Source organism: Streptomyces sp. NPDC004667 (genome assembly GCF_040609475.1).
GTDB lineage: Bacteria > Actinomycetota > Actinomycetes > Streptomycetales > Streptomycetaceae > Streptomyces.
Genome location: NZ_JBEXKC010000269.1, coordinates 1 through 1,288 on the forward strand (window position 1 = coordinate 1; position 1,288 = coordinate 1,288).

Genomic DNA, 1,288 nt, shown 5'->3' on the forward strand with positions numbered 1-1,288 from the left:
GACGGAGTCGAGGAACCGGGAGAAGCCGGTGGCCGCCAGCTCGCGCGGGGGCCCGGCCAGCGCGAGGGCCGTGTCCTCGCGCGCGACCATCTCGGACGCAGAGAACAGCGCGACGGCGGCCCCAGGCGTCAAAACGGCGCACACGCCGACGGGGACTCCGCCGACGTGTGCGCCGCAGTACCTTGGCGCGGGCCTGCTCAGCAGGCGATCGTGACCTCGTGGACGACCGGCTTGGCCGGCCAGGGGAAGGAGGCCACGCCGAAGGTGGCGCGCACGGTCGAACCGCACGGGGCGATGCCGGCCGCACCGCGCACCTGAAGGGCCGATGAGGTGAAGATGACCGACCTCGTCTGCGTGGCGGGCGGGTTGGTCCCGACGACCTCGGTGGACAGAGTCGTGAAGAGCTCCTTCGGCGCGGGCGCCGGGCTGCCGGGCGAGGGCGGGCCGGCAAGTCCGACGGTGCCGTAGAACTCGACGGTGGTGCCGGTGACATCGGCGCACACCCTGGTGGCCAGACCTGCCTGAAGACCCGAACTCCCGCAGGAGGTGACGGTCTCGGCGGCAGCCGCGGGGGCGGCGGCGAAGGCGGGGCCGACGGAAAGGACGGTCAGGCCTGCGGCGCCGACCGCCAGAAGAGTCAAGCGGTTCATCGGAATTCTCCTCGTCATCGGGGATCGCCGCCCGGACCCGCAGGCAGCTTCGTATGACATGTGATATTTCACATGTCATACGAATGGGAGGTGGTCAGGAGTTGAACCGTTTCCGCCCGGGCCGTGACACCTTCACTGTGGGCGGCTGACGCCCCGCTCACGACCCCCGGGCCTCGCGCGCGTGTGGGGAGGGCTCATCCGGCGGATGGAAGCAGGCCGTGATCGTCTTGCCGCCGTGGAAGGCGCGGGCGTCCCACCCGTCGGCGACGGCGTCGACTATGGCCAGGCCCCGGGTGGAGTCGGCCCGGGTGGAGGCCGGCCTCGGCGCGGGCAGCTCCGGGTCGTCGTCCGCCACGCTGACGTGCAGACAGCAGCGCCCCGGGTCGGGGCGAGCCGGGCACTGCTGTGGGCGTGTACGTGCGCATTGGTGACCAGCTCCGACACCGTGAGCAGGGCGGAGTGGACGGTGTCGGAGGCGCCGCCGGTCCACGGCAGGGTCTCCGGACGTGCCAGACACCACCGACGGGCCTCACGGACACCCACGTTGACGGGAAACGACCGGGCCCAACCCACCGCTCGTACCGGCACGTCCCCTCCTCACCCTCGCTCGACGCGAACGGGCATCAGCCGCGGCCGGC

General features: G+C 72.0%; 2 protein-coding genes. Both read right to left on the bottom strand.

What is annotated here, in order from left to right; genetic code table 11:
- Positions 1-197: 197 nt before the first annotated feature.
- Positions 198-650 (bottom strand): hypothetical protein, encoded by a 453-nt coding sequence (locus ABZW32_RS39960; protein WP_356225846.1) that lies wholly within the window; start codon positions 648-650, stop codon positions 198-200.
- Between the two features lie 157 nt (positions 651-807).
- The gene (locus ABZW32_RS39965) at positions 808-1,005 is read right to left on the bottom strand and encodes a hypothetical protein (RefSeq protein ID WP_356225848.1); all 198 of its coding nucleotides are present in this window, start codon (positions 1,003-1,005) and stop codon (positions 808-810) included.
- Positions 1,006-1,288 lie beyond the last annotated feature (283 nt).